The sequence below is a fragment of the Bdellovibrio sp. HCB-110 genome, from assembly GCF_047323225.1.
Lineage (GTDB): Bacteria > Bdellovibrionota > Bdellovibrionia > Bdellovibrionales > Bdellovibrionaceae > Bdellovibrio.
This window is the reverse complement of sequence record NZ_CP178750.1, coordinates 2,779,490-2,801,739: the sequence shown is the minus strand read 5'-3', so window position 1 is coordinate 2,801,739 and position 22,250 is coordinate 2,779,490. Positions and strand designations below refer to the sequence as shown.

The 22,250-nt window shown below is 45.0% G+C and carries 26 protein-coding genes; 7 read left to right on the top strand and 19 right to left on the bottom strand.

Annotated elements, in window-relative coordinates; all coding sequences use genetic code 11:
- Positions 1-45: 45 nt before the first annotated feature.
- Positions 46-558, bottom strand: a complete 513-nt coding sequence (locus tag ACL934_RS13300) for a hypothetical protein (RefSeq protein ID WP_413612407.1) — start codon at positions 556-558, stop codon at positions 46-48.
- A gap of 90 nt (positions 559-648) precedes the next feature.
- Positions 649-1,548 (bottom strand): trypsin-like serine peptidase, encoded by a 900-nt coding sequence (locus tag ACL934_RS13295; RefSeq protein ID WP_413612406.1) that lies wholly within the window; start codon positions 1,546-1,548, stop codon positions 649-651.
- Positions 1,549-1,737: 189 nt separating this feature from the next.
- Here ACL934_RS13295 and ACL934_RS13290 point away from each other — a divergent pair, with 189 nt between their 5' ends.
- From ACL934_RS13290 to ACL934_RS13280, 3 genes are all read left to right on the top strand, one after another.
- Complete coding sequence (locus tag ACL934_RS13290) at positions 1,738-2,010, top strand: KH domain-containing protein (RefSeq protein WP_413612405.1); 273 nt, start codon at positions 1,738-1,740, stop codon at positions 2,008-2,010.
- A gap of 99 nt (positions 2,011-2,109) precedes the next feature.
- Positions 2,110-2,868 carry a DUF4423 domain-containing protein gene (locus tag ACL934_RS13285; protein ID WP_413612404.1) on the top strand — a complete coding sequence of 253 codons (759 nt, stop codon included), beginning with the start codon at positions 2,110-2,112 and terminating at the stop codon, positions 2,866-2,868.
- Complete coding sequence (locus ACL934_RS13280; RefSeq protein WP_413612403.1) at positions 2,862-4,181, top strand: hypothetical protein; 1,320 nt, start codon at positions 2,862-2,864, stop codon at positions 4,179-4,181. Before ACL934_RS13285 ends, ACL934_RS13280 begins: the two co-directional genes overlap by 7 nt.
- Before the next feature lie 43 nt (positions 4,182-4,224).
- Here ACL934_RS13280 and gltS read toward each other — a convergent pair whose 3' ends face one another.
- From gltS to ACL934_RS13260, 4 genes are all read right to left on the bottom strand, one after another.
- Positions 4,225-5,406: a sodium/glutamate symporter gene (gene gltS / locus ACL934_RS13275; protein ID WP_413612402.1), complete on the bottom strand. Its 1,182-nt coding sequence runs from the start codon at positions 5,404-5,406 to the stop codon at positions 4,225-4,227.
- Positions 5,407-5,438: 32 nt separating this feature from the next.
- Positions 5,439-6,182 carry a ZIP family metal transporter gene (locus tag ACL934_RS13270; protein WP_374074143.1) on the bottom strand — a complete coding sequence of 248 codons (744 nt, stop codon included), beginning with the start codon at positions 6,180-6,182 and terminating at the stop codon, positions 5,439-5,441.
- Positions 6,183-6,213: 31 nt separating this feature from the next.
- A complete protein-coding gene (locus tag ACL934_RS13265) occupies positions 6,214-6,732 on the bottom strand; it encodes a Dps family protein (RefSeq protein ID WP_374074141.1) in 519 nt (172 codons plus the stop codon).
- Positions 6,733-6,850: 118 nt separating this feature from the next.
- Entirely contained in the window at positions 6,851-7,807 is a 957-nt protein-coding gene (locus ACL934_RS13260) for a hydrogen peroxide-inducible genes activator (RefSeq protein ID WP_413612401.1), read from the bottom strand.
- Between the two features lie 43 nt (positions 7,808-7,850).
- Between ACL934_RS13260 and pcm the strand changes: the two genes are divergently transcribed.
- Positions 7,851-8,525 carry a protein-L-isoaspartate O-methyltransferase gene (gene pcm, locus ACL934_RS13255; protein WP_413612400.1) on the top strand — a complete coding sequence of 225 codons (675 nt, stop codon included), beginning with the start codon at positions 7,851-7,853 and terminating at the stop codon, positions 8,523-8,525.
- A 23-nt stretch (positions 8,526-8,548) separates the two neighbouring features.
- On the opposite strand, the gene ACL934_RS13250 is transcribed toward pcm, so the two are convergent.
- From ACL934_RS13250 to ACL934_RS13195, 12 genes are all read right to left on the bottom strand, one after another.
- Entirely contained in the window at positions 8,549-8,872 is a 324-nt protein-coding gene (locus ACL934_RS13250) for a transcriptional regulator (RefSeq protein WP_413612399.1), read from the bottom strand.
- Between the two features lie 10 nt (positions 8,873-8,882).
- Positions 8,883-10,223: an OmpA family protein gene (locus ACL934_RS13245; protein ID WP_374074132.1), complete on the bottom strand. Its 1,341-nt coding sequence runs from the start codon at positions 10,221-10,223 to the stop codon at positions 8,883-8,885.
- 211 nt (positions 10,224-10,434) lie between these two features.
- Positions 10,435-11,154, bottom strand: coding sequence for a hypothetical protein (locus ACL934_RS13240; RefSeq protein ID WP_413612398.1), 720 nt, complete (start codon positions 11,152-11,154; stop codon positions 10,435-10,437).
- A 31-nt stretch (positions 11,155-11,185) separates the two neighbouring features.
- Positions 11,186-11,821 (bottom strand): sulfite exporter TauE/SafE family protein, encoded by a 636-nt coding sequence (locus ACL934_RS13235; protein ID WP_413612397.1) that lies wholly within the window; start codon positions 11,819-11,821, stop codon positions 11,186-11,188.
- The gene (gene ccoG / locus ACL934_RS13230) at positions 11,818-13,218 is read right to left on the bottom strand and encodes a cytochrome c oxidase accessory protein CcoG (protein WP_374074127.1); all 1,401 of its coding nucleotides are present in this window, start codon (positions 13,216-13,218) and stop codon (positions 11,818-11,820) included. The genes ACL934_RS13235 and ccoG overlap by 4 nt, the downstream gene beginning before the upstream one ends.
- Complete coding sequence (locus tag ACL934_RS13225; RefSeq protein WP_413612396.1) at positions 13,215-13,775, bottom strand: cbb3-type cytochrome c oxidase N-terminal domain-containing protein; 561 nt, start codon at positions 13,773-13,775, stop codon at positions 13,215-13,217. The genes ccoG and ACL934_RS13225 overlap by 4 nt, the downstream gene beginning before the upstream one ends.
- 1 nt (position 13,776) lies before the next feature.
- The gene (locus ACL934_RS13220; RefSeq protein ID WP_413612395.1) at positions 13,777-13,941 is read right to left on the bottom strand and encodes a CcoQ/FixQ family Cbb3-type cytochrome c oxidase assembly chaperone; all 165 of its coding nucleotides are present in this window, start codon (positions 13,939-13,941) and stop codon (positions 13,777-13,779) included.
- Complete coding sequence (gene ccoN, locus ACL934_RS13215) at positions 13,938-16,061, bottom strand: cytochrome-c oxidase, cbb3-type subunit I (protein ID WP_413612394.1); 2,124 nt, start codon at positions 16,059-16,061, stop codon at positions 13,938-13,940. Before ccoN ends, ACL934_RS13220 begins: the two co-directional genes overlap by 4 nt.
- On the bottom strand, positions 16,058-16,213 hold the full coding sequence (gene ccoS / locus ACL934_RS13210; protein ID WP_413612393.1) for a cbb3-type cytochrome oxidase assembly protein CcoS: 156 nt from the start codon (positions 16,211-16,213) through the stop codon (positions 16,058-16,060). The genes ccoN and ccoS overlap by 4 nt, the downstream gene beginning before the upstream one ends.
- A complete protein-coding gene (locus ACL934_RS13205) occupies positions 16,210-18,483 on the bottom strand; it encodes a heavy metal translocating P-type ATPase (RefSeq protein WP_413612392.1) in 2,274 nt (757 codons plus the stop codon). The genes ccoS and ACL934_RS13205 overlap by 4 nt, the downstream gene beginning before the upstream one ends.
- A gap of 152 nt (positions 18,484-18,635) precedes the next feature.
- On the bottom strand, positions 18,636-19,337 hold the full coding sequence (locus ACL934_RS13200; RefSeq protein ID WP_413612391.1) for a Crp/Fnr family transcriptional regulator: 702 nt from the start codon (positions 19,335-19,337) through the stop codon (positions 18,636-18,638).
- A 12-nt stretch (positions 19,338-19,349) separates the two neighbouring features.
- Positions 19,350-19,634 (bottom strand): hypothetical protein, encoded by a 285-nt coding sequence (locus ACL934_RS13195; RefSeq protein WP_413612390.1) that lies wholly within the window; start codon positions 19,632-19,634, stop codon positions 19,350-19,352.
- 15 nt (positions 19,635-19,649) lie between these two features.
- Here ACL934_RS13195 and ACL934_RS13190 point away from each other — a divergent pair, with 15 nt between their 5' ends.
- Positions 19,650-19,814 (top strand): hypothetical protein, encoded by a 165-nt coding sequence (locus ACL934_RS13190; RefSeq protein ID WP_413612389.1) that lies wholly within the window; start codon positions 19,650-19,652, stop codon positions 19,812-19,814.
- 39 nt (positions 19,815-19,853) lie between these two features.
- Here ACL934_RS13190 and ACL934_RS13185 read toward each other — a convergent pair whose 3' ends face one another.
- Positions 19,854-20,372 (bottom strand): hypothetical protein, encoded by a 519-nt coding sequence (locus tag ACL934_RS13185; RefSeq protein ID WP_413612388.1) that lies wholly within the window; start codon positions 20,370-20,372, stop codon positions 19,854-19,856.
- A 108-nt stretch (positions 20,373-20,480) separates the two neighbouring features.
- Here ACL934_RS13185 and ACL934_RS13180 point away from each other — a divergent pair, with 108 nt between their 5' ends.
- Together ACL934_RS13180 and ACL934_RS13175 are read left to right on the top strand one after the other, a co-directional pair.
- Positions 20,481-21,326, top strand: a complete 846-nt coding sequence (locus ACL934_RS13180; RefSeq protein WP_413612387.1) for an HNH endonuclease family protein — start codon at positions 20,481-20,483, stop codon at positions 21,324-21,326.
- Positions 21,323-22,234, top strand: coding sequence for an ADP-ribosylglycohydrolase family protein (locus ACL934_RS13175; protein ID WP_413612386.1), 912 nt, complete (start codon positions 21,323-21,325; stop codon positions 22,232-22,234). Before ACL934_RS13180 ends, ACL934_RS13175 begins: the two co-directional genes overlap by 4 nt.
- Positions 22,235-22,250 lie beyond the last annotated feature (16 nt).

Sequence of the window (22,250 nt, the reverse complement as noted above, 5' to 3'; positions counted from 1 at the left end):
CGTTTAAATAAAAAAGCCACCCGCAAGGGTGGCTTTATGTTGAAACTAAGGTTTAGTTTCTGGAGGAAGTTTTGAACAAGCTCTTTTAAGCTTATCAGCCATCTTTTGTTTCATGTGTTTCATGATACATTTGAAAGCTGTTTCTCTTTGTTCTGGTTTCAAGATGTCATAGAAAACTTTGATTTCGAAATCCAATTTAGCTTGGCCAGAGGCACCCATTGCGTCTTTCACAACGCCGCCAGCGGCTGTGCCCTGATCCTTTGTTGAAGCCGCGTCCATCAATGTGTGTGCGTAATCAATCCATGCATTTTTCGCAGTGGCCTCAAGAGTGTTCTTTTGTTTCATGTATTCAAATTTAGCTTGTTTCAATGCCGCTTTTTGTGGATCGTCTAGAGTAAGACCTTGGCAGTCTTCCAAATTGCGTGGACGGCTCGCCAAATCTACGAACGTCATGCCGAGTTCTGTATTCTCGCTCAAAATTTCTGTTCTAGCTTGAGAAAGAGCAGGTGCCATCATACAAAGGCCAGCTGCAAGCATGACCATACGGTTCATTTTCATAAATCCTCCTTCGGATTGGTTTGTTGTGGAAGGTATTGAAAACCTAAAAACCAAAGTTCGGGAAGATTTATGAACTGAACCTGATGAAACTCACAGATACGGAAGAATTCTTGTTATTCGTGTGACATCTTCACCGCGGCATTCTGTATCTTTACAGCGATTCGAAACGGCGCAGGAACCTTGGTACACAAAGTCAGTGTCCCCGCGAACTAAAATTCCTTCGATGACTCCGGTTTTAGAATTGAAAACAGCAGAGCCTGAGTTTCCGCCATAGGTATCTAAGTTGGCGACAAAGTGTTGCGCCGGTTGAATGCTGCGAACTTTCGCTCCCGCCGCAACTTTGGTGGGAAGACCCACAGGATGACCTATGACAACCAGAGGATCGCCGACTTTCACCGCTCCTCTTTTTCTGACGGATAAGACAGCGTGATTTGGGACCGGACGATCCAAGCGAATCAAAGCAAAGTCAGAACCACTTGATAAAACTTCGGTGTGGATGATCTCGGCACAAGAGTAGACTTCGGAAGTGGAAACTTCTTGAGGCAGAACGCCCTTGGTTTTAACAGCATAACCGAAGACAAATCTTGTGGCATCACAGTCACTCACGGAGCGAATGCAGTGCCCGGCAGTCGCAATCACATCGGGCGCAATCAAAGATCCAGAGCAGAAAGCCGCGTTTTCCTGTTCCCCGAAACGTTCAGTGGAACATAGGCCATAACTTACCCGAAAAGTTTTGGAAATGATCCGCGAAACTGTTCCATTATCTTGAAGGGAACTGGCCTTAATAAGGGCCACTGTTGAATCGGCCAGCCGTCTTTGCAAAGAAGACGTCACTTCATAAAGATCTTTTCGATTGTCAGTGCCATAGATCACTTTTTCTTCGATGGACTCAGAACCCTCTGTGACAGCGGGTTTCGTGGCGGGGTCCTGCGCTTGGCAGGCGCACAGTAAAAGAACTATTAAAGACGTGTTGAGTTTTTTTAACATCATACCTCCACCCAACTGGACACGAGAATCTTTCGTGTCGGTTAACCGTTTTGTGTTTTTGATGAGTCTTAAGAAAAGTGTTCAGTAAGTGTTTTCTGTTATATTGGTGGAACACATTGTAGACCAGACTGTGTAATGGAGTGTTGCTCTAATTTGAAATTATCTTACACAATGGAGTTATCGGAGGCTCGTGTGTTAGCGGAAGCAGTTGTGCAAGATAATGATATTAGAAATCGTCTGGCTGAAGTTCTTCAAAGCGTGATTCAAGAAATGACTTCTTGTTATGAAGTAGAGGTCACTTTTTCAGCAGGTGATAAAACAACTATTTATAGAGTCACGGTTCCACAGGAGTTTCGTGGGAAACTTATTGGATCTCAAGGAAAGAACATAACATCCCTTAGGAATATTATCGGCGCTATGGCCGGAAACCATGGATTTCGCGCGATAATTGAGCTTGTCGTATAGTGTCAATGTTCCTCCTCTTCGATTAAAGGAACTGTTTAGTTAATTTCATCTTGATAATTTCTCGATTCTTGTAAAAATCCCTCTGTCCAGTGGGGGGATATGTCTAATAAATTCGGTACCCTGTTAAAATCCAAGTTGGAAGAGATTCAAAAAAAGAATCCGCGATTTTCATTTCGTTCGCTGGCAAAAAAGGTAGGAATTTCTCCTGGTTGCTTGAACGAACTGATGCATGGCAAGCGCCCGCTCAGTGAATTTTATGCGAATAAAATAGTGTTGGGTTTGGAACTCGACACAGCAGAACGCAATGAAATTTACTCTATGATCAGCACGCGTTCGAGAAAATTTGCCGTACAGAAAACACTTCAAGAACAAGAGCTAGAACTTCTGACGAATTGGGAGCACTTCGCGATTCTAAATTTGTTCCGCATGAAGAACTTCCAATCTGAGCCTGCGTGGATTGCGGAGCGTTTGGCATTACCTACTGAAAAAGTGGAAATGAGTTTGCAGCTTCTGATGAACCTTGGGTTTATCAAAAAGAAGGGCAACTCCATTGCCCGCGCGGTGGCCAGCCTTTCAACGACAACGGACGTTCCAAGTCAGGCTTTGGTTAAGGCTCACACTTCTGACCTGCGTAAAGCCATCGAAGTGCTGCAATCTACGCCGCCTGATGTCAGAGATTTCTCGTCCATCACCATGGCGATCAATCCCGCTAAACTTTCGGAAGCTAAGAAGTTCATTAAGAAGTTCCGCCGCAAGTTTAGCATCCTGGTTGAAGAGGGTGAGCAGACAGCCGTTTACAATCTGAACATTCAATTTTTCCCACTAACTCAGCCCGAGAAAGATCAAACTCTATGTTAATCCGGTCGTTTCTTTCTTTCGTCGTTCTTAGCGTCCTTGTTTCTCCCGTTTTGGCAGAGGCCTATTTGGGAGGAGATGAAAAAGGCAATGGCGGAGTCACCATCCACTGTCCTTCGAATAAAGAGAAGGCGTATGAGGTTTTGGATCTCTATGAAGCGAAAGAGGTCTATGGCATGAAGTTGGAGCCTGCTGAAGGCAGAAACTTTATGCTTTTGGCGGATGCTTATCTTGAGCGTATTGCGCGCGTAAATCCTAACAGAGCCAAGCTTTACCGCGAGTATCTTTTGTCTTGGCAGCATGAAGCGCACATGATTCCTGGGAATGACTTTGCGGATATTCCTGACGTCGGATGGGCTGTGAAGCCGAAAGACTGTGAATTCGTTCAAGTCGTTGCTCAATTCCAACAGCCACGTGTGGGTAAACGTTATTTTGTAAACGCAGATATTTGGAACCAGTTGGACGAAGAAAATAAAGCGGCCTTGATGATTCATGAATTCATGTATCGTGAAGGCTTGTTAGAGAAAAATTCGTTTACGAGTTCAACAGGGCTTCGTTTCTTTAATGGCTTCGTTCACTCGCAAGAAATGAATAAAGCCACATTGAAAACATACATCGAAGCTGTTCGCGTTGCCGGGTTTCAAGATGCAGATGCTCATGGTTACAGCATTCTTCTGCGCTCACCCAAAGGAGCCGTCGGGGGATCAAGTTACGCCGTTGACTATTATGACGACAACCATGTGGTAGGTGCGGTGCTCGGCCCTGAGATTCCTATTCGTGGCCCTCACGGTCAGATTCAGAACGTTTCGTGCCCTGCAGAGAAAAGTAAGGAGATGGAGCACTACATTCGTTTACATTCCACGGGGCATGCTCGAGAAATCAAAATTTCCTGCTTTGTCGATTTTAATTTGAAAACAACCTATGCTGCAGGAGAAATGACGGGCAGTCATTTCTTCTACAATCTTGATGGAACCATTAATACTGTGAAGGCCTATCCGGGAACTAAGCAACGTTGGGATGGAGCATTCAAATATGAGAGCTACGGGAAGTTTCATATCGAACGTGGCATTGATATTCGTGGTGGCTACGTTCTAGGTTTCCATCATCCTGGGGGAGAGCTTCAATCTGTGTGCATGGGGCGCAACCATATTGATTATTCTAATAGCTGGCTCGTCGGGAGATTTGGCGACCATATCAGCTTGAGAGATAATTCAAAAGAAGGCACGGGCCAAGGCAACTTGCTGATTTTTGATCGAGATGGAAACTATGAGCAGAGGGTCTACACTCAAGACTATGATGATTGCAATAATTGGTAGTCAAAGAAAAAAAAAGGCGCATTCGGGGCGCCTTTTTTTCTTTCTAACTAAAGTAATTCAAACAGAACGTCACAAACGCGGCGTTGATAAAATCAATAAAACAAGAACCGACCAGAGGAACAACTAAGAAAGCTTTCGGAGCCGGTCCATATTTTTGCGAAAGCGATGACATATTCGCCATGGCATTTGCAGATGTTCCCATCATAAAGCCGACGTAACCTGCGCTGATGATCGCTCCTTCATAATCACGTCCTGCGACCCAGAATGCCGGGCCTAAAGCTGTGATTATCACAAGGACAGCCTGTATGCCTAAGAATATTAAAATCGGCAGGGCTGCGTTTTTAAGTTCATCTAATCGCAAAGACATAATCGCCGTCGCAATAAAAAGTGTCAGCGCCACAGAGCCAATTTCTTCAACCCAGTCGGCATTAAGTTTAAAGACCGGTTTCACATCTTCGATATTTCTAAAGAAGGCTGCAATAACCATCGAACCAATATAAATGGGCAGTGTGATACCTTGGTCGTTGATCCAAGCACTTAAGGTTGTACCGATCCCCATGATCAAAGCAAATCCCAAGAAGTGATAAAGCAGATCTTTACCCGGACGAGATTTTAAAGAGTGAACCGCTTCATGTTCTAAAGGCAAAGCACGCGAGTGATCTTTAAGTTTCTTTTTATGAATCAAATAAGTCGCCAGGGGAGTTCCCACCAAGCCGCCCAGAAGAATTCCACCCATGGCTGTGGTCAGTCCAATCGCAGAAGCTCCTTCAACTCCGGCTGCTTCAAAAGGAGGACCGAATGCGAGAGCTGTGCCGGGCCCTCCTGTGAGTGAAACAGCTCCAGTCAGAACTCCCATCAAGGGATTAAGGCCCATGAGTTTTGCGGCCCCAATGCCTGCAAGGATTTGTAAAAGCAGTCCGCCCACAGTCAGGAGTAAAAAGAAGATGACGGTTCTTCCACCTTCTTTAAGAAGTTTAAGAGAAGCGGAGTAACCAATGGAAGTAAAGAACGCGATCATCAAAGCCTCTTCAAAAGCTTTGGTGAATTTAATTTCAAAAATGCCATTGCTCTTTAAGATGGCTAAAACAAAAGCCAGGATGAATCCGCCAATAACAGGCGAGGGTAAATTGTATTTGTCGATAAAATGGATTTTCTTTTTTAGAAAACGTCCAAAATAAACAACCAATGCTGCAAGTGCCAAAGTCTGTAATGATGTCAATGTCATGACTTAAGCGTAAATGCTAAGGACCCTCGTGTCTACGTGATAATCCAATTCATAAAGACCACAGAGAAAGCGCCTAAAAGGAATTCGCGTTGGATCAGATAACGCATTTTCGTCTCTTTCAGTTTGGCGAAAATTTCTTCGAGCGTCACGCTGATCATCGCTCCACCGGCGAAGGCCAAGATGTAGGGAAGAGTGGCCGATGTTATGGAGGCAAAGATACCTCCCGCAGCTCCGCCTAAAATTTCCATCACACCCGTCATACAGGCTCCGTAGAGAGCTGCTTTGCGAGAAAGTCCTATAGAGAGAAAAGCCGCCGCAGTGGCGAGTCCTTCAGGAAAATTCTGGAATACGATAGCTCCCACAACGGTCCATCCATTGGCTTGCGATAATGAGTCGGCACTCAGCGCAGCTCCCGATGCGAGACCTTCGGGAAGATTGTGCAACATCATGGCCGTGACGAAGAGCCAAGCTCTGCGGTGTAACGACCATTCGGAGGGCGAAAAGCTGTGAATAATATGACTTATTCCGTAAATTGAAACCACGCCGAGCACCAGGGCAAGAGAAACCCCAAAGGCCCCCGATTTCGAACTAGAATAAGCAGGGCCGATAAGATTAAAAGCAGCGGCAGCCAGCATCATCCCGATGGCAAAATCGAGATTGAGGCTGCGCCAAGGATTCCATCCTTTAGTTTCTTTCTTCAAAATGGGAAGTGCTCCCACCATAGTAGAAAGACCCGTAATCACACCCGCTAATAATCCCATCCACGCACTGCCCATAAAAAATCCCTTCTAAAACTTTAAAGTACAATTAGGATCTATGGCTGCGAATCATCCATGCTGCTTTTTCATGAAAGCTGATCAAGTCTTCATACAAAACAACCGCACTGGTTTCTTCCGCGTCTTCGGCGGTTTCCAGGCGAGGTCTTAAGGCAATGGCCATGTTTGTATGGTCTTGGCTGAGCATTTCAATGATTTGATTACTATTCAATCTTTCTGCAGGAACTTCCTGTAAAGAAGAAAGTTCTTTGAATTCTTTGAAAGAACCGGGAGAGCGCGCTTTGAGAGCGCGAATGACTTCTGCAGATCTGTCTACGAATTCCGCAAGCTGGCCATATTGTTCTTCAAAAAGTTTATGCAAAGAAAAGAACAAAGGACCTTCTACATTCCAATGACAGTTTTGAGTTTTTAACTGAAGAATGTATTCGTCCGACAAAGTTTGTTTCAAAGTATCAACGACCGCCGCCGTATCAGCGACTTCAGATTTGACTGAACTTAGGTTTCTGGATTCACGACTGATTTCTTTAGGTGCATGTGTTGTAGATCTCATAAAGATACCTCCTCTTGCCTGCATATAGGATAAAAGGAGAGGGCGCGGAAGAACAGTTCTCTTTTTCTATGAGCCTTATAGGTAAAATCTATATATGTCTTTTACCTATAAATGAAAACTATTTGAGATGGCCGAGAGGATTGTCCACTTTTAATTGGTTTTTACCGCGATTGGCACTTAGACCTTCTGGTAGGTTTCTCTTTATGTTTTCAATAAGAGCTTTTAACAAAGCCTTTCTTTGAAAGTGTGGTCCGTGAATAAGGCTGACTTCGCGAGTCGGAACAGGATCTGAAAAAGGACGAAGGCGTTTTTTGTCTTGAACATCAAACGTTGCCAGCCAAGGAAGAAGCGTAAAGTTCTCGCCTTGATCCACGAGTTTTTTCAAGGTTTCAAGACTGCCGCTTTCAAAAGTGAAAGTTTTGTCGCTAGACACGATCTGTTTTTTATTGCGGCATAGGGAAAGACTTTGTTCGCGGAAACAGTGGCCTTCGTTCAGAAGCAGAACATCGTCAATGGAAAGATCCTTTTCATCGATGCTCTTTTTATTAAGCAAGGGGTGACTTTTTGCGAAGTAAGCGACAAAGGGTTCATAAAATAAAACATGGCTTGCGATATTCAGATCATCGATGGGTGTGACCACAATGCCTAGATCCAGATTGTGAGAACGGATTTTTTCCACCATGGTTTCCGTCTGAAGTTCTTCAAATGTTAAGTGAAGATTTTTATAAACATCTTTCATCTTTTTTAGGAACAAAGGTAAAAGATAGGGAGCTAATGTGGGAATAATTCCGATACGAAGTTCTCCTCTCAGGGAACCTTTTGCATCGTCGACGATTTCCTTTAAGTGTTGGGAGCCTTTCACAACCAGACGTGCTTGTTGTAGAACTTCCTCACCTACGGAGGTCGCTTTGATCGGTTGTTTGGTTCGGTCAAAGATGGTGACTCCCAGCTCTTCTTCCAGTTTTTGGATTTGCATACTGAGTGTCGGTTGAGTGACGTGGCATTGGCGGGCGGCTTGGCTAAAGCTTCCTGTATCCGCAACAGCAAGAATGTATTCAAGTTGAGTCAGTGTCATGAAACAAGCTTGCCGTTAGGGCGAAAAGCTTGCAAGCTTAATTATGGCTACGCAAATAGAGCTCTATCAGAAGTATGTGCTGCAGAAAGCACTTCCTCTCTCCGAGAAAGTGGTGGAAGCCTATTACCATCATCCTCGTCATCTTTTCATTCCTGAATACACCATCGAAGAAGCTTATTCGGATCAAGCCTTGCATCTGTATTCCAAAGGTCCGTTTGTTTCGACCATTTCCCAACCCAGTTTTGTTCTTAAGATTTTAGATCTTCTGGCGTTGCAAGAAGGTCAGAAAGTTTTTGAGTTGGGAACGGGCAGTGGGTGGAATACGGCCTTGATGGCTTTTATCGTGGGGGCTGCGGGCAAAGTGGTTTCTGTCGAAGTGATCCCTGAAATGGCCGAACGTGCCCGTGAAACTTTGAAAACATTTTCAGTAGGGAACGCGTTGGTCTTTGCCGGGGACGGTTTTGAAGGCTACGAAGCAGAAGCTCCCTATGATCGTGCGATTTTTACAGCGGGCTCGAAAGAGTTTCCGGATAAACTTTTTGCGCAGCTTAAAGAAGACGGGCGCATGATTTTTGTGCGACAAAATTATTTAGGGTATGACGTTTTGGAAGTGATAGATAAAAAGAACGGTCAGCCTGTTATTGTGAATTCTATGCCTTGCTCATTTGTTCCCGTGGTTCGCCAAAAAGAATCCCGCCTTGACGGCGGGACTCTTTAGAGGTGAGCAGGACCTAACTAACTCTAAGCCCTAAAATCATCTTTTGGCTTCCGATCACGGTTTGCCGGTTTTTTGGGTTTGAGTTCCAATACCTTCTCTTTTTTCTCCTCGGAAATTTTTGCTGGTTTTTCCTCCGGTTCATCGTAGAGATGGTAATGAGATGCGATCTCTGCAAATTTCTCGCTGGCATCTTCAATGGCCATACCCACCTTTTTTTCTAAGAGATCAACAATCGACTGAGCATTGCCTCGAGTTTTTTCGAGATCTGTTTCGGTGAGCTCATGCCATTTTTCCATGAGCTCCCGCTTTAACTCTGTCCATTTATGACCGGGAAGGTGTGTTGCCATAAGGCACCTCCTATTCCGTTTCGATCACAAGATCAATACGGCGATTTTCTGCGCGACCACGTTGTGTTTTATTGTCACTGATTGGCTTATCAGGTCCCATTCCGATGGCGTCAACGCGCTCTTCAGCCACCGCTCCATTTTTAACAAGGAAATCTCCGACGGCTTTCGCTCTTTCCTCTGACAATGTTGTGTTTCTTTCAGCACTGCCTGTTGAATCCGTATGGCCTTCAACAGTGATGTGAGAAGGTTCAATATCACTCAAGGCTGTTTCCACTTTTTTAAGAATGGCTTGGTTTTTTGGTCCCAAAGTCGCTTGATTGCTTGGGAACTGAAGCGCTTTAAGGCGAACCATCAGTTTGCCATTCTCTGTATAAACTTCGGCCTCGTTGGGTTTAAATTGTTTGCGAAGTTCAGTGGCTTTCGCATTCAAAGCTTGGGCTTTTGCCAGTTCTTGTTTTTCTTTTTCAGCGGCACTTAACTTTTCTTGCAATTGTTCTTGCGATTGTTGCAGCTCTTGTTCTGTCGACGAGTATTCGCTGCGCAAGTTCGAAATCGTGCGTTGTTGGCGTTCCGCCATCAAAACCAAATCTTCTGTGTTACCGGCATTCACTCTGCGAGTCACTTCAGCCAAGTGAACGGATTCGCGAGTGGCGTCTTCCGATGCTCGGCGAATGGCTTCTGTATTGCGCGGATCTGCTTGAATCAATTTTTGCGCGTTGTTGTATTTCATCGTCGCCATATCGTAAGTTTTCGGTGCTTTTTTATCGGCGTTGTCTTTTTTTGCTGCGCGAATATTTTCGTCAGCAATTCCTAGATTGGCTTTTGTGACAGACATCACTTCCAGTTCGCGATAGCGAGACGTCAGATCATTGCCTTTTTTCTCCGCGGGACTGAGGTTGCCTTTTTCAATGGCCACAGTGATGTCTTCAAGTTCATCACCTGCTTTTTTCCATTCTTTTGGATAAAGAGCAGGGGCTCCGGCGCGCAAAGCTCCAGCGCGAGCTGTCGTGATTTCTTTCATCGAAGTTTCAGCAATTTCCGACTTCGCACTGGCTTCACTCAACCACCCGCGAGCATAGGCCACTTGCTCCAAGATATCTTCGTTGGATTTGCCTTTGTCTCTTTTGTTTTTGGCTTTTTGCAGAGCTTTTTCGGCATCAGCATAATTTTTAGGAGAGAGGACATCGACTTGCCGATCCTGGGCTTCTTTCAACATTTGATCTGTGCGTTCGATCTCAGTTGTTGGATTGGCTGTGGTCGGAATATTTTGATATTGAGGTGGTTTACCAGCGCATCCCGCAACTGCAATCGCAAGAGCTATGCCGGCCAAATACTTCATTCGCGATGTCATAAACGTCTCCTTCGTTGGATAGTTGTTCCTTTGAATTCAGGCTAATCCTCCGAAAATAGAAGGCACAAGAAAAAGAGACGTGTGTGCTTGTTTAGATGTTCAATGACAGGATTGGTAAACCAAGGTGGTGGGGAGTATTGCAGAGTTGAAACTTGAAAAAAAAGGAGAGCTTTTGGAGCTCTCCTTTTTGAAGAATATGTTTTTAGTTTAATTAAAAAGCGTAACCGATGCGAACCAGAGCGTGAGGCAAAACCTGTTCGCCCAACTTTTCCGCAAGATCTTCAACATCCTTTTTATTTTTGATGTATTCAGGATCGTTGATCACAATTGGATTTGTTGTACCATCTTCGATGTCCACTTTTTTTGAAAGCGGAATCTGGGCACCTAATTCGACGCCGAAGTTCAAGCCGGAATTAAATTGCCAGAACCATCCGATTTTTGGAGTCACGAAAGTATTGTTTATTTTGACTTCCGGAGTGACTGTTTCGCCGCTGTATGATGCCGTCTTTTTTGCGGAGACGGATTGGGCACCTACGGCACCGGCAATATAGAAAGAACTTGTGAACGGGTGGTAACGTCCTTCGATAGCAAAACTTCCTAGTGCTACTTCTTCTTTGTCGTTTTCTTCGTCTTTTGGTTTGAAAGAAAATCCACCGATATCAACAGCAACAGCCCACGTGCGAGATTGATCTAAGTACTCAAGACCGCCGTTAAGAACATGGGGAAGACCCAAACCACCATAGACGCCCCAAAGACTGCGTGGCCATTCACGACTTTCCGTTGAAGGAACTTCTTGAGCGGGAGCTGTTGGAGTTTCAGTTGAAGTTTCTTGCGTCGCTGGAGTTTCTTTTTTTTCAGAAGAAGCCTCTTGCGCGAAAGTTGGAGTTGATAAAATAAAAAGAACTGCTGATGTAATTAAAATGTTTTTCATAAAATCATTTTTCAACAAAGGTTGAAGAGATTCAATGCAAAAACATAAAGCTCCCTAAGGAGTACAGTCCAGAGACTACCAAAACAAGACCTGCGATTCTTTGCTGACGAAGTCCTGCGGATTGAATGGTTTTTCGAACCATCAGAGGCACGGCACTTAAAGTGGGAAGACCACCCAACCAAAATAGAAAGAGTGTCAGGGCGCCTGCCCAAGGACTTCGTGTCGCAATAGCAGCCATCGCGTAAGTGTACAGCCATCCACATGGTAAAAAAACTGTGAGAAGTCCGACTACAAAACCCGACCGCCCTATATGAAAGGCCTGGACCTTTTTGATGGAATCCCAAAGAAGTTGGCGAAGGGAGTTTGATTTTTTCACAGAAGAAGGTGGAAAGATCAAAGTGAATCCGGAAATAAGTAAGAGCATCGCTAAGAGACCACCAGAAGCCCAGCGCAGAATCACGAAATCATTATTGAGGAAAAACTGCCCGAGGGCTCCCGACGCGAGCCCCAGAGCTGTGTAAGAGATCAAACGTCCTAGGTGATAAGATAAGAGACTTTTCTTTGTACTCATCAGACTTGCAATAGGTCCGCACATTCCGGCGCAATGCCAGCTTCCAAAAAAACTTGAGGAAAGAATGCCGAGGACCAGCAAGATCGTAGGGTTCATAACTTCGGCCCCACTAAAATAAGTTCGCGTTGAGATTTGAAATCCTTGTTGTTCAGGTCCTGAATGCGGAGCTTCGTTTTGATTTGTCCTTTTTGATCAAACAAAGTCGGTTTCACACGCACAAAGAAATACCACTCGCGAGATTCTTTAGCATCCAGAGCCAAAGGATTTTCAGCAACACTCAACTCAACACCACTTTGCAGAATTTCTGGTGGCAGACTTAGTTCATAAAGAGCTTTCGTCTTTCCCTGATTCTGAATATGCACTTTGAATTGATTGAGAATCACTTCTTCGTTATTGGCATTTTTCACATAAGAATAAGGGAGACCCGCTCCTCGCAGAATTGTGAAGTGCGCCGGTTCTCGAGTAGCAACGGCGTATCCCAAACCTAAAACCAAACATGTGATCGCCACAATGTAAAAGACCGAGCGAGGTTTTAAGAGAGAAATAGGGCTGCCATCCAAAGTGTCATAGCGAATAAGTCCTTTGGGCTTTTTCACTTTCTCCATGATTTCATCGCAAGCGTCAATGCAAGCCGTGCAAGCGATGCATTCCATTTGCAGGCCATTGCGGATATCGATTCCCGTTGGACAAACTTGCACGCAACGATTGCAAGAGACACAATCTCCAGCGGTTTTTCCTGGAGGCACTTGGCCTTTGCGAGGTTCACCTCTTTGTACGTCATAGACGACAGCCAAGGATTTTTGATCCAAAAGAACGGACTGGATACGTCCATAGGGGCACATGATTACACAGAACTGTTCACGGAACCAACCGAAGTCAAAAAGAGTCACGGCAGTAAAGAACATCACTAACGCAAAATAAGTGAAATTTTCGGAAGGTTTATTCTGAATCATCGCCAGAAGTGACTTGGCACCGATAAAGTACGCCATAAAACTATGGGCGATTAAAGATGAGACCGCCGTGAAGAGAATCCACTTCAACGTTTTTTTGCGGAATTTTTCAAAGGTCATCGGTCCGTCGCGCAAAGCGCGGCGTTTGATGTAAGAGCCCTCGGTCCATTGCTCAATACGACGGAAAACGGAATCGATAAAAACTGTTTGCGGGCAGGCCCAGCCGCACCACACGCGTCCCCATATCGAAGTGACAAAGGCAAGTCCCAAAGCCAAGGTACCAAAAATAAAAAACAAAAGGGGAGCATCGTGGGATTTAAACAAAACCCCAAAAAGAGCAAACTCTCTTTGGGGAATGTCGAGGAGAATCGTTTGATAACCGCGAAAAGTGGTCCACGGTAAAATCAAAAAAATCGCCAGCAAAACCAACTGAGTCCATGAGCGATGGCGGCGGAAAAATCCCCGCACCTCTGCCGGGATGATATCAACGCGGTCACCATGTTCATCGACGCTTGTCAGTTTGCCGGAATCTAAGGAGCTCATTCGATCGCCTCTCCTTGGGGTTCTTTGCCTCCTTGAGGGTTGGAACCTTTTTTAGAAAGAATAAACGCGGCCACAGCATAGATTTCATCTTTTTTCATGACAGGTCCCCACGGTGGCATTCCTTTTTCAGGAACGCCATCGCGAATGACTTTCACGATATCCATGCGAGTCGCTTTACCATGAAGCCAGTACTTGTCAGTCAAATTAGGGCCGATAAGACCTTGCAGTTCTTGACCGTGACAAGAAGCACATTTGGAAGTGAATTGAGCGGCCCCTGAGTTCACAACACCGTCTTTGGAAAAGGCGGCAAGCAGGGAATCTTCAGTTTCCATCGGTGAAGATGTTGCAGCGCTGGCTTTGGTCTTTTCTAACTCGGCCATGGCGACTTTCAACTCTTCGGTTAAAGTCAATCCACCACCGCCTAGGGAGTAGTGAATAAAGTAGAGGAATGAAAAGATGATCGTCAGCAAGAAACTCCACAACCACCAGGTGGGAAGTGGATTATCATGCTCGATAATGCCGTCGTATTCATGGAACTTATTTTGGTTGTCGCTCATTTTATTCTCCGTCTTTCAAAGGCATTTGTTCCATCTTGCTATACAAGGTCGCACTGGATTTTCGGTAGACCCAGAAAAGAACGCCGACAAAGAACACGAAGAAAATCAAAAGTCCCAAGGCGGTAAGATGTGTATCCGTGAAAAATTTTAGTCCTTCTTGTTTCATTGTACTTTTCCTTTCTGACCGAGAGATTGTAGATACGCGATCAAAGCAATGATTTCTTTTTTCGCAAGCCCTTTCGGAGCGCCATTGGCTTCGAGATCTGCGGCAATTTCTTGGGCTTGTTTTTGCGCGTGGATATCGGCATTGGCAATGACGTCATTAGGATATGGAACACCCAATTCACTCATAACCGACATTTTCTTACGCAAAACCAAGAAGTCTGTGTCTTTTTCCACGAGCCACGGATAGCTAGGCATAATGCTCTTTGGAGTGACCGCGCGAGGATCCACCATGTGGCTGTAGTGCCATAGGTGCGGATATTTCTTTCCTAAACGAGAAAGATCCGGTCCTGTGCGCTTAGAGCCCCATTGGAAGGGACGGTCGTACATGGATTCCTCAACTGAGGACGCGTTTCCATAACGCAAAACTTCGGAGGCGATAGGACGAATTTGTTGCGAGTGGCAGACATAACATCCTTCCTTAATATAAATATCGCGGCCTGCAAGTTCCAGAGGACTGTACGGATCAACAATGTTATTTGGGTTCACGTATTTATGCAGAGACAGAGTCGGATAAATCTCGATCACCGATCCAACCGCAATCGCTAAGAAAGCAAGAACAGAAAAAATAAGGCCCATGCCTTCAAGTTTACGATGAGTTTCTTTAGTCACTTCTTCAAAGCCTGTGCGCTCAACCATAACGCCAGCGTCTTCCACAGTTTTTGGAGCGGCTTGAATTGTTTTGAAGATGTTGTAACACATCAAAATAAAACCGACGACAAAAAGGAATCCGCCCAATGCACGAACCCAATAAAGTGGAACGATGCGAACCACAGTTTCGATAAAATCCGGATAAGTCAGATTTCCATCAGCATCCACGGCAAGCCACATAAGGCCCTGAGTGATTCCGGCAACAACCATGGAAATGTAATAAAGAAGAACACCAGTGAGTCCGATCCAGAAGTGATTCTCTAAAAGTTTTTTAGAATAAAGCTCTGTCTTCCAAAGGCGGGGAACCAAATAATAAATCATCCCGAAAGTTAAGAAGCCGTTCCATCCCAAAGCTCCTGAGTGAACGTGTCCGACAATCCAGTCAGTATAGTGTCCTAGGGCAGAAACAGATTTGATGGAAAGAAGAGGTCCTTCAAAAGTCGACATTCCATAAAAAGTTAAAGCGCCGACGAAGAATTTAATAAGAGGTTCTGTGCGGAGTAAATGCCAAGAGCCTTTCAAAGTCAAAAGTCCATTGATCATGCCTCCCCAAGACGGAGCCCAAAGCATGATGGAAAAAATCATTCCTAAAGTTTGTGCCCACTCTGGAAGAGACGTGTACAACAAGTGATGGGGACCGGCCCAGATATAGATAAAGACCAGGGCCCAAAAGTGCACAATGGAAAGACGGTAAGAGTACACAGGTCGATTGGCTGCTTTGGGAACATAATAATACATCAATCCTAGAAACGGAGTTGTGAGGAAGAACGCCACAGCGTTGTGTCCATACCACCATTGCACCAAAGCATCTTGGATTCCGGCATAGACTGGGTACGACTTAAAGAGTGTGACGGGAATCTCAATAGAGTTAACGATATGAAGAACTGCCACAGTGATGATCGTTGCGATATAAAACCAAATCGCCACGTACATGTGTTTTTCGCGGCGTTGACGAATTGTCATAAAAAAGTTCATCGCAAAGATCACCCAAATAAGTGTGATGGCGATATCAATAGGCCATTCAAGTTCCGCGTACTCTTTGGATTGACTGTAACCCAAAGGCAATGTGATCGCCGCAGCCAGAATGATCAATTGCCATCCCCAGAAATGCATTCTTGAAAGCAGATCCGAGAACATGCGTGTTTTCAGCAAGCGCTGAGACGAATGATAAATCCCCGCAAAGATCGCGTTCCCTGCAAAGGCGAAGATCGCAGCATTCGTGTGTAAGGGTCTTAAGCGTCCAAAAGTGATCCATTCTAAGTTGGCATTAAGCGGCCAATAAGCCAGTTGCAAGGCGGCCAGCAATCCAAAAAGAAATGCGGCACCTGCCCAGATGAGGGTCGCCAAGACAAATTTTTTAACGATATCGTCATCGTAATAAATTTTTTCGATGAGATTTCCGGTTGTTTTCACGAGTGTTTCCTTTCGTTATCATCATTCAAAATTCGGTGCGCGGGAGTTTCCAGGTCATCAAACTGACCTTTGGAGGTGGCCCAGAAAAAGGCGGCGACAAAACCTACGCCTAATAAAAGAGCCATCGGTATCATCAAGGTTAGAATATTCATCGGAACCCCCACAGTGATGAAAGGATGATGGCCAAAGAACTTAAAGGCATAAGAATCGCTGCCATCATGGGATTGATAAATCCAAGAAGAGCTAAAGTGCCACCCAAAGTGTTGTAAACTAAAGAGATGGTGAGGTTGCGCACAAGCACATGACGTGTTTGCTTCCCTAGATCCAATAAATCAAAAAGAGGACTTAAACCGCCGCGCATAAAATAAACATCCGCACTTTGCAGGCTGAGATCCACACTGCCTTTGACGGCGATACCCACATCCGCTGTTTGCAGACTTAAAGAATCATTGGCGCCGTCACCGATCATGCAAGTAAAAGAGTGTTTTTCAAGAATGGCTTTTTTATCTTCGGGAAACAGTTCGCCGAAAGTATTTTCTTTCGCGATACCACAGGCTTCAGCGGCTTGCAGAGCGCGGCTCTTCTTGTCGCCAGAAAGAAGAAAGCAGTCAATGCCTTGACGCTGCAGTCTTTGCACTGCGGAACGAGAGTCATTGCGAAGAGCATCGATGAAATAAATGCGACAAAGACTTTGGCCGTTCTTCAAGACTTCAATGCCAGTCTCCACTTCATGAGTGCTTTCGGCCAAATGACGAATTTCATAGTGATGGCCGTCAATTTTTCCACTGACGCCACGACCAAGAATTTCTTGGGCATTGCTCACGATATGAAGTTCTGATGAAGTCCAAGCTTTGCGCAAAGCAAAGGCCACGGGATGATAAGAAGAAGCTTCAAGACTTAAGATAATTTTCTGTACGTCCTGGGGGATCGTCGCAGGCTCTGAATGGGAAATCTGCAAATTTCCCTCAGTCAGTGTTCCTGTTTTATCAAAGAAGACGTTTTTAACTTTCAGAATTCTTTCAAGGCTTGTGGCATCTTTAAGAAGAATTCCCAGTTTCTGAGCTTTTTTAAGAGCTAAACCCAACGTCAAAGGGGAGCCAAATGCCAATGCGCAAGGGCAGGCAAGAACGATCAGTGCCAAAGAGCGATTGAACGCTTCTGTCGGATTCACACTCATATAAAGAAAGAAGAATATCAGCGCGATGGCAAAGACGGTGACTATCAGTTTTTGCGCCAGTTTGTCAGAAAGAGTTACAAAATGACTTTTTTGCAAAGCACTTTGATCGAGTTGTTGTAGAAGCTGTCCCAATTTGCTTTCACTAAAGGGAACCTGCACACGAACCAAGATAGACTCATCTAAAACTTTAGTTCCAGCAAAGATCTTCATGCCTTGGGAAAAAGTTTTTGGCATAGATTCGCCGTTGAAAAGGGACATATCCAAAGTCCCTTGGGGAGATTCTAATATGCAGTCCGATGGCAAAGTTTGATGACGCTGAACTTTAAGCAGATCTCCGATCTGCGCATGAGACCAGGGAATGCTTTTCTCTTCAGACTCAGACACTCGGAAGTACTTCTCTGTTTTAAAGAAGGACTGCACTCGTGTTGGTGAGAGATAATTTTGTTGGACTCGTTTTAAAAGATAGCGAGCCGATAGAATAAAGAAAATAAAGCTAGCAGTGCTATCGTAATAAATAGCTCCTTCGTGCTTTAATAAATTCACTGTTGAAAGTGCAAAACCGGAGAGCATGGCAATGGTGATAGGAAGGTCCACGTTGATCACCTGGTATTTTAAGGAATTCCATGCGCCTTTATAGAAAGGCACAGCACTATAAAACAGAATAGGTAAAAAGAGCAGGAAGCTGAGAAGGTTAAAAACTTCCGCCCAAGTGCCGGCAAGTCCCGCATATACGGGAATAACAAAGAGCATTGTGTTCCCGGCACAAAATCCTGCCACAGCAATGCGCTTTAAGTGCCCACGATTTTCTTCTTTGTATTTTTCTACGATATTATCTTGGGGAGATAAAAGTGTCGGTTTGTATCCCAGTTCTTGAATGACGTGAGCTGCTTGAGCCAAGGAGCCCTCGTCCGTGATTTGGATCGCCACAGTCGATTGAGCGAAATTCACCCGGGCACTGGCAATGTGTTCGTAGAACTGTGGCAGCTTTTCTAAAAGATGCACACAAGAAGAACAGTGAAGACCTTCTGCAAAAAATAGAAAGTTAAAATCCTCGTGGCTCTTATGACGGTAAAGATCGCGAAATTCTTTTTGATCTAAATGAGAGAAAGGGTTTTGGGCGACGGATAAAACAGGCAATGCACGAATTTGCGAATCTAAAATTTCGCAAGCTCGACAGCAATACGCGGCTCCTTGGGTTTGAATCCCGCAGTAGTTGCAATTTGATACAGTGCTTGGGGTTATCATCGTCTCTCCTTGCCACTAATATGAAGTTGGCGCAAGGGAGTTGCCATGACGACGATCATGTCTGGTACGAATACGAGGGAAAATTAAATAGAATCAACCGGGAGGGTGGAGAAGGGCGCAACTCATTGTTGCGCAATGATTTATTTCTTGTATTAACGAACTTCGGCGCGTTCGCGCAGTTTGTCTTTAGAAAGAATGCGAATACTACGGCCGTCGGTCTGGTCGATCAGACCTTCCTTTTCAAATTGTGAAAGAGTACGGATCACGGTTTCAGGAGTGGTTCCAGCCCACTGCGCAATTTCTCGACGAGTCCATTGCTGATGTAAAAAATGGTCTTGCAAAAAAAGAAGAGCCTCAGCAATGCGCTCTGAAGCACCTTTGTCCATTTGATCCATCCACTTTTCCTCGGCCATGCGAAGGTCTTTGGAGATATGCGAAAGAAGCTTCATCGCCAGTTCGGGATGGGTTTTAAAAATATTCATGATTTCTGCTTTAGGAACAAAGCACAGTTCACAGTCTTCAACGGCCACGGCCGAAGCATGATAAGGCTCATTAGCAAATAATGAACGATATCCCAAAGCGCCGCCAGCACCTACGAGACGAAGCGTGTGTGCGCCCCCGGCCTGTGAAGTAACTTCCAATTTGACCAGGCCCGATTGAATGGTGAAAATTCCCAAGGGGTCGTTGCCGGCATAGAAAATCACCTGGCCGGCTTTAAAGCGACAAGTCACACGAGCTTTTTCAATCATCAACAAGACATCAGGGGATGAGCACAACAAACTGTCGAAGCGCATGCCGCAAGTTTGGCAGGAGATATTGGAGTTGGGGGCAGGGCAGTCTTTTTTGTTCGACATAATGTTAATATACTAGCAAACAAAAGTTCTTTCGTCACCGAAGTTTAAAGATAGAGCCAGGTGCAGTAATTCTCCGTCCGCGGGACCTTTGTAGAGGGCGGTATTGAGACGTTGCGCCGCAAATAATGCTTCTGGAGTAAACTCCCAAGGTGCCAATGCCTTCCCAAATAAATCCAAAAACTCTGCTTCGGTCTGAGATGAAAGGGAAGAAGTCATTCCAAGTCCTTCACGGCGCTTGTAATATCCGAGTAAAATCGCTTTCAAAGTTTTTAAAAGATGCAGGGGAACCGAGTTCATGTCCGACATCAAATAATGAAACTCACCCTTAAAAATAGGATCACAGTTCAACATCTTTTGAATTTCGGGCAATTTCTGAATGAGAAGGAGCTTCTTGCAAAAATGGATTTGTGCTTTGGCTTTCTCGGGATCGGCAAAAAAATGATCCGCGTGAATCAAGTCGTGGACGATAAAACCTAAAACATCGCGGCCTTCTTCAACGAAATGAGAGATCTGTTGTTACTCGATGAGCATGCTGATACAACGATGTCCCTCGGCCTGCATATTTAAAACGTCTTCGGGAGTGGGAATGCTTGTGAGCAAACGCAAAGGATAGCGTCCTGAATTCCATGCGCACAGAGATTGACCCACCGAAAGGGGGATTGAGCGCCAGCTTAGCGAACAAAAGTGTTCCACGAAAGGAGTGGGAATATTCAGCCTCGCTAGCGACTTGGCATCACGCAAAGACGGTGGCAAAGAAGATCGTAAAATCTCCAAAACTTCTTGGGAATGGATTGCGTTTTTTTCTGCAAAAGCATCAAGAGGTTGATTGTGAACTCCACCTAAAAAGTCTTTGGGGCGGCGTAAAAACGAAAATACCAGGACATAAAGTGCCGCCATCTCCACATCGGCAATACGCTGAGTTTGCCAAAGTTTCAAAAAACTCTGCAAACATTCAAAGGCAACGGGACCCTGATTTTTCAAAAATTCGTCATCCAAAAGACGATGTCGGAAGCGACCGGCACGTAACATAATCACTGTTGTATTTAATTACCTAACGGAAGTCTAACAAATTACTCGTTGCCAACCGCGCCGAGGCCTAATCTAATTAAATAAAACAAGAACTTCCTATGGATTGGGGACTTCATGAAGATATCGTTTCTTATGATGCTGTTGCTTGTCGTATCTGTTGGTAACGCCGCTACTACAGACACTCTGGGAAATCCGCGGTTCGATGATTTTTATACGGTGAAAGAGCAAGTCGTTAAGTCTCAGGACACGACAAACTCGATAAATCCCGTCGATATGGCCCACTCGATGTGGTCCGATGTAGAGAGCTTCTACGAAATAAGCGCAAAAATATACTCCTTGGTTGAATTCGATTATCACAAAGAAAAATACGGTGACGTAACAGAACCCTACAACCGTCAAAAACATTTCGGCGGTTGGTTGAATGATCATCGCGATGACAACTGCTACAACACTCGGGCGAAAGTTTTGATCCGCGATTCTTCAGTGCCTGTGAGTTTCCGCAGCAATGGCTGCGCGGTTTCTTCGGGAAAATGGGCAGACCCTTACGGCGCCAGAGATTATACGAGTGCGGCCGACATTCAGATTGATCATTTTGTGCCTTTGAAAAATGCGTATATCAGCGGGGCTTATAAGTGGAATCGTGAAAAGCGCTGCCTTTATGGAAATTTCCTTGGCAATGACTTCCACCTTTTGGCGGTCTATGGAAAAGAAAACTCTTCAAAGAGTGATAAGACTCCAGAGGGCTATATGCCTCCGAACAGAGCTTATCAGTGTCAGTACCTGGCGCAATGGTTGAAGATCAAGTTGATTTGGTCGTTGGGATTAACGCCACCCGAAAAAGACACCGTGGTGGAGTTGGTACGCGATAATCACTGTGATTTGAATCAATTTGCTTTCAGCGCGCAAGAATTGGCTCAGCAGAGACGTTTTATTGCTGACAACATGAATCTCTGCCAATGAAGTATTCTCACGAAAAAGTTTTAGGAATGTTATGGGGGCTGCATGCGGGAGATTCTCTCGGAGCCCCTTTTGAATTTTTACCGCCTTCATCTGTATGGCATTTTCACACAGAAATTGTTGGGGGCGGTCAGTTTCGCTGGAAAGTCGGTGAGGCGACCGATGATACAGATCTGATGCTTTGTGTTTTGCGCGCTATTGAAAGTCCAGAGCGCATCTCTTTTGATACTTTAAAAACTGAAATGCTGGCCTGGTTTGACAGTCGTCCTCCTGATATTGGAACAACCACAATTCGTGGTCTGCGCAATTTAAAAGCGGGTTTGCCTTTGCGTCTTTGTGGTTACGTTGACGAAAAATTCCAAGGCAATGGTTCTTTGATGAGAGTGGCACCTTTGTGTCTTCTGAACGACAATGCGACGGGCACTTATCAAGGCGGGCAGACGTTCTCTTTGGCTGAGATCATTGAAACACAAACGAAGATGACTCATGGACATAAAAACTGTGTCGACAGTGATCGTGTTCTGGTTGCGGCTTTGAAAGCGGTGCTGAACGGGTATTCTAAAGCTGGTGTTTATGAAGTGGCTTTAAACGAAGCGAAAAAGATTTCACCTTTGATCGCAGAAAGAATTCAAAAGATCCCGACAATTTCTTGGGATAATTTATCTACTTCAGGATTCTGCGTGGATACGTTGTGTGCGGGGCTTTGGGCTTTCATGACCTACAACACTTTGGAAGACGCTTTGATTTCCGTGATCAATCGCGGGGACGATTCAGATTCTTGTGGTGCGGTGGCTGGAGCCCTATGTGGAGCTTATTATGGAGCCTCGGCAATTCCTGCGCGTTGGCTGAAGACTCTTGAATTGCGTGAAGAAATACTCGCCGTACTAAAATCAAAAAATATGACAAGATAGGCAGCAAAATGCGACG